The following is a 9,866-nucleotide window of genomic DNA, read 5'->3' as shown; positions in this document are numbered from 1 at the left end:
ATTATCAGTTATACTAGTAGACATGGGTAAGGTCTCCTCTTCTTAGTTTTTGTCGTGATTAACTAAAGGGTAGGATAACCTTACCTTTCCTATTTATTCATCTTACACAGACTATTGTACGTCATCGACTTTAACTTAGCTTGGAAGCTGCCTTAATATCATACAGAAATCCCCCGCCTATCTTTTAGTGATGGGCGGGGGATTTCTGTATCAGGAGAGTGTATTTACTTATTCGCAAAAAATTCTTCTGCTTCTTCTAAATACTTCTCTTGATCAGGAGTTAAATCGTACTCCTCTTCAATTGCAGACACGGGACAAACTGCCTTGCATGCGCCGCAATCAATGCAAATATCAGGATCAATATAAAATTGCTTGATACCTTCTTCTATACAATCAACAGGGCAAACACTAACGCACTCCCCTGCTTTTTCACCTCTGCATGGATCAAGAATAACAAAAGCCATGGAAAGATAACCCCCTTACATGATAAACATGGTTCATCCTAAATGATAAGGGTTTTACAGAATGAAGTAAACTGTTTCAGCTCTATTTATGTGTATTTTTGATATATTTTATCGATTTTATATTTTCCTAGAGCCATATGAAAATGGAGATAGAAACGAAACTCTACCTCCATTTATCAAGTAAAACAAATCTATTTTATTTCGATGATTCCACTTTCTCCAGCTTTCATGTTTTCTTTTAGAAGTTCCACATACTGACCTTCTGCTAAATTAGTGAAAACAATTGGTGTGATAGTGGATGATGCATGCTCACCAATATAATCTAAATCAGCCTTTACCAGGGCTTGACCTGCTTTTACTTCTTCTCCTTCTTCCACAAGAATATCAAATCCTTCCCCTTTCAGGTTCACGGTATCAATTCCTATATGAATCAGGATTTCTTTACCGGCTTCGGATTGCAGGCCAATTGCATGCTTGGTAGGAAATACATTTATAATTTTTCCATTTACAGGGGCTACTACCAAACCATCTGTAGGCTCAATCGCAAAGCCATCTCCCATCATTTTCCCAGAAAATACTTGATCCGGAACTTCTGTAATTGGAAGTAACTTTCCGCTTAAAGGAGAAATAATCTCTTCAGCCATATCTGTAGGATGTTCTGTTTCCTGTACTTGTTCTGTTGTATTATTCAATTCCTGCTTATCTGTTGCTGGTCTTGGTGTCTTCCCAGATATAATATCTTGCATTTGTCCTTTAATAATTTCTGAGCGAGGTCCAAAGATTGCCTGAATATTATCGCCGACTTCTAAGACACCAGAAGCTCCCAGCTGCTTCAATTCGTCCTTATCTACGTCTTTAATCGAGTTTACAGAGACACGTAATCTGGTAATACAAGCATCTAGATGGGTAATATTTTCTTGTCCACCCATTGCTTCTAATACATGATATGCCAGATCGCTAGACTTTCCTTTTTCCTGACTGTCTTCTTCACTTGCTTCCTCACGACCTGGAGTCATCAAGTTAAACTTCTTAATAAAGAAGCGGAATAAGAAGTAGTACAGCACAGCAAAGATAAGCCCGAGTATAATCGTAATCCACCATGGTTCCTGGTTTGGCACTACTCCAAACAGCATAAAGTCAATCGCTCCACCAGAGAAGGTATAGCCGACATTTACGCTAAACCAAGTCATCAACACAAAGGAGAGTCCATCTAAAACAGCATGGATAAAGAATAAAAATGGTGATACAAATAAGAATGAGAACTCAAGCGGTTCTGTAATACCTGTTAAGAAAGAGGTTAATGCACCGGAAGCCAATAATCCGGCAACAAGTTTTTTTCTTTCCGGGCGTGCTGTATGATACATTGCAAGTGCTGCAGCAGGCAATCCAAACATCATAATTGGAAATTCTCCTGCCATAAAGTTACCTGCAGTAATCTCTACGCCATCTCTTAATTGTGCAAAGAAAATAGTCATATCTCCACGAATGATTTCCCCTGCAAGGTTGGTATAGGTACCAAATTCATACCAGAAAGGGGCATGGAAAATATGATGCAGTCCAAATGGAATGAGTAGACGTTTAACAAATCCAAATAAAAACACCGCAAAATACGTACCTTCTTCAATCAGCCAATACGAAGCACTGTTCATCACGCTTTGAATCGGCGGCCAGATAAACATTAATAAAAGGCCTGCAATAAAGGAAATACCTGCTGTCATAATCGGGACAAAGCGTTTTCCCGCAAAGAAACCTAAGAAGGATGGCATCTCAATATTATGAAATCGATTATAACTATAGGCGGCAATTAACCCGGCGATTATCCCGCCAAACACGCCTGTCTGCAAGGTTCCTATACCGAGCACACTTGCAAAACCAGGATCTTCCGAAATCATATCCGGTGTTACTTGCATAAATGAACCCATTACCTGATTCATAATTAAATAACCGACGAGTGCCGCAAGTCCGGCTGCTCCATCACCCGCCAAGCCTATCGCAACACCAATTGCAAAAATCAGTGGCAAGTTATCAAAAATAATTCCGCCAGCATCCTCCATTACTGTTGCAGTTAATTGAATCCAGTCTGCTTCAAGAAATGGAAGATAGCTAAGCATTGTGTCCTGCTGGGCAGCATTACCAAATGCAAGCAAAAGACCTGCTGCTGGTAAAAGCGCAACGGGCAGCATAAGAGCCTTACCAACTTTTTGGAGGACTCCAAATGCTTTCTTAAACATATAAAACACCTCTTTATTTGGCTAGCAGACAATAAAGAGATCCAATAAAAAAAGCATGAGCAAAGACAAGTAAATAGCTGCAGGTGCAGAATTTCTGTACCCTCTGCTATCAAAATGTCTCTCCTCATGCCTGATCGAATCAGTTACACGTTAAATAGTTAAATTATTATTTCTATTTTGATTTTGAGTGAACGTTTTCATATAGACGCTGCAAATGAATCGTCAAGTAGACAGATTCCGCATCAAAAATTGGTTTCTTTAAAGTCTGCTGCATAATTTTTATCAACTTCCATGCCAGATTATAACACACGGGATATTCTTCTTTCAATAGGGCTGCCATTTTTTTGGGTTCTTCTACCTTATCCCCGTTTAACACACGTTCGATAGCATAACGCAAATGACGAACAAAGCGCACATAATCCATCCCGTCTCTATCTAATTGAATACCGAGCCACTCTTCAATTACCTGCACTAAATTAGAAACAAGTCGTGAATACCGATTAATTTCATGTAATGCAGTGCCCTCCATTGCACTATGAATATGTAAAGCTATAAAACCAATCTCCCCTTCTGGTAACAGCACAGATAAAGAATGATTCATATAGTCTACAATTTCGGATGCAATTTCATATTCAAATGGATAGAGTACTTTTGTTTCTGACAAAAATGGATTACGAATTTCCAGCCCCTTCTGCAAGCGGGCAATTGCGAAAACAATATGGTCTGTTAAAGCAACCTGTGTATGCTCTGGAATAAACATATTTGTCCTGTTTTTAATCATTTCCATGGAGGTAACAATTGTTTGTAATGTATTATCATCGATATCATGAATGATTTTCTTATAATGTTCCTGTTCTTTTTTATCTCTTAAAACAAACAGTTTCTCTATCATTTCAGATTGAATAAGATCGTTTTTCTTTTTTCCGAATCCGATGCCTTTCCCGATAAGGATGACTTCTAGTTGATTATGATCTTTTGCAATGAGAACATTATTATTCAGTGATTTGATAACAGAAAAGGCGTCCATAGCTATCATCCCTTCTAACATTTACTGCACTTGTCCTTCTATTATATAGCACTTCACACAAACTGCAAAAGTTACACTTTAACGGGTTTTCAGCTGACAATTTGTTCTTCCATACTTCCAATAAAAGCAGACCCTCAGAAAGAAGTCCCCACCTTTCTTTAGGATGGGAACTTCGAGATTTTACTGATTTAATTTTAGTTTAAGAACGGTCCTTTAATTTTGCAAGAGCCTCTGCAAGCGCATTGTTTTTAAAATCATCTTGTTTTTTCATATATTTATTGACATCTTTTTTAGATACCTTTTGATTTTTTTCCTTCTCTTTTCTCTTTTGGAAAGTGGAGAGTTTTTCACGGTGACCGCAAGAGCACATAAACATTTGTCCTTCTCCCTCTCCACGGAGCTCTAAACGTTTATGACAATTGGGACAACGCGCATTGGTATATTTTGCGATATTCTTTTTACCGCCGCAGCTGCGGTCCTGACAAACAAGTTTTTTCCCGTGCTTGTTTTTAACTTCCAGCATCAGTTTTCCACATTTCGGACATTTTGTTCCTGTCATATTATCATGTTTAAATTTTTCTTCACTAGCTTTAATTTCTTGTACTGCCTGTTTGGTATAGGATTTTATTTCCTTTAAAAAGACTTCTTTCTTTAATTTACCATCAGCGATTTGCGCTAATTTTTGCTCCCATTCTGCGGTTAAAATTGGAGATCGGAGTTTTTCAGGTGCTAATTCTAATAGCTGTCTGCCAGTTGATGTCAGATAAATATATTTTCCTTTCAGCTCCATGTATTGGTTATTAAAAAGTTTTTCAATAATATCTGCACGCGTAGCAACTGTCCCAATGCCGCCAGACTGTTTGATTGTTTTTACAAGCTCTTGTTTATTCGTTTCCATATATTTGGTCGGGTTTTCCATTGCCTGCAAGAGACTTCCCTCTGTGAAACGTTCTGGAGGTGTTGTTTGCCCTTCCTTCAATGTATAGGTAAGCGACATTTCCTCCCCTTTCGTTACTTGAGGAACATTGGAACGAATGTCTTCTTCATCTTCTGCATGATGCTGATAAATTTCCTTCCAGCCTAAGGAAACTACTCGGTTTCCCTTTGCTTCAAACGTTTCTCCAGCTGCTTCTACTGTAATACTTGTCTGCTCGTATTCATACGGCTTAGAAAGAGCTCCTAAGAAACGCTGCACAATAAGCTGATAGATTTTCCGCTCTTGATTGGACAGCGCACTATAATCAACCGGTTCTTCCGTAGGGATAATGGCATGGTGGTCTGTTACTTTGCTGTTATCCACAATCGCTTTTGTAATACGTAAATCTTCTTTTAATATCTTATTGGCAGCTTTCGCATACTCATCCACACCACAAGCGTTGACGCGCTCTTTTAATGTAGATACCATATCCGTTGATAAATGCCTTGAGTCTGTTCTTGGATAGGTGACAAGCTTATGTTGTTCATATAATTTCTGCAAAACGGATAAGGTTTGCTTTCCGGAAAATTGATAAATACGGTTAGCATCTCGCTGTAAATCCGTTAAGTCATATAACGTCGGTGCGTGTTTTTTCTTATGCTTTTTATCGACATGGCTGACAAATGCTTTTTCCTTGGATACTTTTGCTTTTATTTTATCCGCTGTGTCTTTAGAAAAAATACGAGATTGATTCTTTTTATCCTTCCAGGTTACAGCAAAGCCACCCTTTGTTTTTCCCTGTAGCTGATAGTACGTCTTTGGCTTGAATTGGTTAATTTCTTGTTCACGCATCGCAATCATTTCAAGTGTTGGCGTCTGAACACGACCACTAGACAAAGACGCATTATGTTTGGTTGTTAATGCTCTTGTCGCATTTAATCCTACATACCAATCCGCTTCAGACCGCGCCACTGCAGACTGATAAAGATTCCAATACTGATTCCCAGGCTTTAAATTCCGAAAACCGTCCTTTATTGCTTTATCTGTAACAGAGCTGATCCATAGACGCTGAATTGGTTTCTTTACACGTGCTTTTTCAATAATCCATCTGGCAACGAGTTCTCCTTCTCTTCCTGCATCTGTGGCAATCACAATATCGCCCACGTCTTTTCGCAGCATTTGCTGCTTTACGGCTTGAAACTGCTTGCCAGTCTTTTTCATTACTACTAACTTCAAATGGTCAGGAAGCATCGGCAAATCTTCCATATTCCATGTCTTATATTTTGCGTCATAGGCCTCCGGATCTGCCAAGGTAACTAAATGGCCTAATGCCCAAGTTACAATATATTTTGTTCCCTCTTGATAGCCATTACCTTTTTTATGACACCCAAGAACTCTCGCTATATCCCTGCCTACAGACGGCTTTTCTGCTAATACCACTGTCTTACTCATTTATATCCCTCATTTAATCGATTTCTAGTCTGTTACTACTTTAACATATTTTCTTACAAAACGTTCGACATTACGTTCGGTTTCACCAAGACACACATCGCACCCATAAACATAGAATAACGTACACAAAAGTTATTGGAATGACATTGCTCCATGCTTTTAAGGAAGATCTTACTTGTACTTACTAGAAAGAGGATGTTACGTATGATATATACAGGTATGCTTTTACTCGTTATTGCAGTAAGTCTCGATGGATTTAGTGTAGGTATCACCTATGGAATGAGACAGATTAAAGTTCCCTTGCTCTCTTTATTTGTCATTATGTTTTGTTCCGGATTGATTGTCTTCCTGTCGATGGAAGTCGGGGACTTCTTGCGTTCTTTTATTTCTCCTCAAGGAGCCAGCATGCTTGGAGGAGGTATTCTGATCTTTTTAGGTTTCTTCTCCCTTTTTTCCATCTTTCGTTCAAAAGAATCGGAAACCGTAAAAAACAGGGAGCATTCCTCCTCCAGCTCCAATATTAAATTTAAGAATGTGAAAACGGTACTTTCGCGTCCTAAAGAAGCGGATTTAGATAAGTCTGGGATTATCTCTATTAATGAATCCATTCTATTAGGATTCGCACTGGCTCTGGATGCATTCGGCGCTGGGATTGGTGCTGCCATGCTCGGATATTCTCCGTTAATTACTGCTTTATTAACAGCTGGCATGAGCGGACTCTTTTTATACAGCGGAATCATGTTCGGGAATTATTTATGGAGAATACCGGCTTTACAGCGTTTATCCTTCTTGCCGGCCGTTTTCCTGATTACTTTAGGGTGCTGGAATATATTTAGCGGTTGATAAAACATTAAATGTTGCATGAGCGCAATCATTTTAATGAAAGAGAAAACAAATTCACCGTATAAACAGCTATATTATACGGTGAATTTTTCTCGTTAAATAATTTAAAACCTTTTTATTCAAAGAACCTAAAACTTCCTGTAAAGACAGATCCACTATGACAAACCAAATTTCCTTATCCTTTTTCATCTTTATACTATCTGACTGCCCTTAAGCGCCCATTCCATTCTACTCAATAGCATATTCCGGGTTAACTCCCCTGTTATATTAAATACCTGCAAATTGAATTGCGGTTCCTTCTGGTCTGAAAAATTTTTCCATTCCTCTGCTACGTACGCTAAATCAGCTGCCTTTATTAGAGCCACGTCTGTATCTTCTTCTGAAAATGCTTTTAACTTTTGAGCTTGCGCTACGGCATCTTTTGTATAATCATGTACTACAACCAAAAAAAGTGTGACCCTCCATTTATCTGAACGGATATATCTTAAAAACTGTTTAAAGTCTTTTTCAGGAAAAGTATACGGTTCTTCCGTACTTTTGTTGTCCCATAACATGACTTCTGTTGAACTAAATTGAACTTTCCCGTCAGCATGCCTTGTTCCTTCCATTTTCATTAAATCAAGACCCAATTTTAAATCAAATAAATATCGAGTAGCCTCTTCAAAATAATTATCTACCTGCACATCTTTTTCAATAATTTTATTAATACGAAGCGTTTTATAATCTCTTGCAGCTAATGACTCATAAAAATCATATAATCTTGCTCTTTCATCAGTTGGGTCAGAGGACATAGGAGTTGAGAGCGTTTCATAATAATCAATAATATTTTGGATTTTTTCTTTTTTGGTACCACTAATTTTCGCGCCTTCAAGGTTTCTTAAAATATCTGATAAATCTTTCGAACCAAATACCTTCAATGCTGTTGAGGGTAAAATATTATATTCTATAATCCGGTTAACCAATACTTCTTTTACACCACTTACACTAAAGTCTAGATGGTTTAAGATTTTTCTTAGCTGCGTAACATTGAGATCTGTTAACAGTGTTGCATAAACTTCATTTCTAAGTTCCCCGCCCATTTCATAACGTAAAATTCGGGCTATATCTTTAGGTATAATATAATAGGTTGTATCCTCCCTAAAACGAAGGATAAGTCCCCTTGTTTGTAAGTTTATCAATGAGCGACTAATCTGTTGGTGAGTATGCAAGTCATTACCTTTTCTCGGAAATCTGCCTATACGGCTTTCGAGTAAATAATGTTCTCTTTTGGAAAGATCTAATTCATTTCTTAACACATTCAAAATGTTTATTTCATGGGCATTCAGAGATTCATCTTTTATCCAAGCTTCTTCTAATACCGAACTGTAGATTCTCTTTGCATCCTTTGGAATGAATCGGTCAATATAATTATCATCCAACCCTTGTTTCAATATCTCTTTTTCCATATCTTCTACTTCTTTATAAAGTTCAGACTCACTTAAAAGATACCCTTCCTTCTCCATCAACGCCATTAAAATCATTTCATTAAGTAATGTCACATCCCGCGATTCATTGCTGAAATCTAAATAGCGTTTTACACGTTCTTTATTTTGAAATTCATCAATGTTTTTTAATATGACCTCTCTCATTCCCTCTTCCGTATCCATGTGTACATCCTTTAGAAAACTATCAACTATTCTTCCCAGGTAAAGCTTGGACATCTTTGGTAAAATATCTTGTAAGTACATTGATTTTCCAACCCCCACATTTAATATTATTTACAACGAAATCCAAAAACTCCACTTTATTAATCAAACCTTTGCAAAAACGGCCTTTCATTATACATAATCTTCTAAACATTTAGTTCATTTTTATAGAAATGCATTCCTCACGAAACATTTTGTAATGAGGAGATTTGAGGATTGAACATAATAGAGCTATTCTAGGTATAGTACAGAAAGTCATAATCATGACTTTGCATTTATAATTATCTAACAAGATGTAAATAAATTATTGGAATAAAAACAGCAAGGGGAATATAGTTAATGCAAACTTATAACTTGTTTTCGATGGGGATGAGTAACCGCAAAAGCTCTTCGGTGGGACGAGTAACCGCAGTCCCAGTCCCAGAGGAAAAACACGGATAACTCCTGGAGGAAAGCGTAGTGTTTTTCTAGAATTGCGATTTCTCGGCCCATCATAACCCGTCGCAGTGGTTGCCACCATCAATTTAAATCTAGTTTGTCAACTATTGATTTTGATGAAGAGCTATAATCTAAAACCTATTTATTCAAAGAACTTAAAATTTCCTGTAAAGACAGATCCGCCATCGAATTTAATTTTAAATGATAATTTTCAAAAGCTAAGGAAGCCGTAACTGGATTTGGGACAATAACTGTAGGAATATTTATTTCCTGTGCAGCAACAAGCCCATTTAAAGAATCCTCAAAAACAACCGCTTCATGAGGTTCAACCCCTAATTTTTCAAGAGCTTTTAAAAACAAGTCTGGTGCTGGTTTGACTTTCTCCACCATGTCCTTTGTTACGAAGAAGTCAAAATAAGAAAGCAGATTTAAATTTGTTAAATGGGTCGTTGCCCATGCGGTGTTGGAACTGGTTGCCAGAGCAATTTTTAGTCCCGCCTCTTTCGCATCTTTCAAATAATCTGAAACACCATCCCTGGCTTTTGCATTTTTTATATATCGGGTGTGGAGTTTGGCCGCTTCATTACGAATACCTTCTATATTCAGTTGACTTCCTAATTCCTTTTGCAAATAAAAATAAAGTTGTGTTTCATCCGATCCGACATACTTTACAAATTCCTCAAGCGGCAGATCAAATTGAAATTGGTCCCTCAGAACCTCTTTATAAGCATCAAACCAAGCCGTTTCTGTATCTAAAATAAGCCCGTCAAAATCAAAAATAACCGCTTTAATCATGGTTTTTCCCCTCCG

7 protein-coding genes are annotated in these 9,866 nt (G+C 37.6%); 1 reads left to right on the top strand and 6 read right to left on the bottom strand.

Translation table 11 applies throughout. The annotated features are described in order from the left end of the window. Window positions 1-224 precede the first annotated feature (224 nt). The 4 genes from KI343_RS16985 to KI343_RS16970 form a co-directional block, all read right to left on the bottom strand. Window positions 225-464 (bottom strand): ferredoxin family protein, encoded by a 240-nt coding sequence (locus tag KI343_RS16985; protein ID WP_040978779.1) that lies wholly within the window; start codon window positions 462-464, stop codon window positions 225-227. Between the two features lie 191 nt (window positions 465-655). Further along, window positions 656-2,695, bottom strand: a complete 2,040-nt coding sequence (ptsG, locus tag KI343_RS16980) for a glucose-specific PTS transporter subunit IIBC (protein ID WP_212927608.1) — start codon at window positions 2,693-2,695, stop codon at window positions 656-658. Window positions 2,696-2,867: 172 nt separating this feature from the next. Beyond that, the gene (glcT, locus tag KI343_RS16975) at window positions 2,868-3,722 is read right to left on the bottom strand and encodes a glucose PTS transporter transcription antiterminator GlcT (protein ID WP_212927611.1); all 855 of its coding nucleotides are present in this window, start codon (window positions 3,720-3,722) and stop codon (window positions 2,868-2,870) included. 199 nt (window positions 3,723-3,921) lie between these two features. Next, the gene (locus KI343_RS16970; protein WP_212927607.1) at window positions 3,922-6,090 is read right to left on the bottom strand and encodes a DNA topoisomerase III; all 2,169 of its coding nucleotides are present in this window, start codon (window positions 6,088-6,090) and stop codon (window positions 3,922-3,924) included. Between the two features lie 204 nt (window positions 6,091-6,294). Here KI343_RS16970 and ytaF point away from each other — a divergent pair, with 204 nt between their 5' ends. Further along, window positions 6,295-6,933: a sporulation membrane protein YtaF gene (gene ytaF / locus KI343_RS16965; protein WP_212927606.1), complete on the top strand. Its 639-nt coding sequence runs from the start codon at window positions 6,295-6,297 to the stop codon at window positions 6,931-6,933. Window positions 6,934-7,124: 191 nt separating this feature from the next. On the opposite strand, the gene KI343_RS16960 is transcribed toward ytaF, so the two are convergent. Continuing rightward, complete coding sequence (locus KI343_RS16960; protein ID WP_212927605.1) at window positions 7,125-8,660, bottom strand: SAP domain-containing protein; 1,536 nt, start codon at window positions 8,658-8,660, stop codon at window positions 7,125-7,127. A 534-nt stretch (window positions 8,661-9,194) separates the two neighbouring features. Next, window positions 9,195-9,851, bottom strand: a complete 657-nt coding sequence (locus KI343_RS16955) for an HAD family hydrolase (protein WP_374705449.1) — start codon at window positions 9,849-9,851, stop codon at window positions 9,195-9,197. Window positions 9,852-9,866 lie beyond the last annotated feature (15 nt).

This window comes from Oceanobacillus sp. J11TS1 (assembly GCF_018333215.1).
Classification (GTDB): Bacteria; Bacillota; Bacilli; order Bacillales; family Amphibacillaceae; genus Oceanobacillus.
Note: the sequence above shows the minus strand (reverse complement) of the source record. Positions and strands in the feature narration are given on the sequence as shown.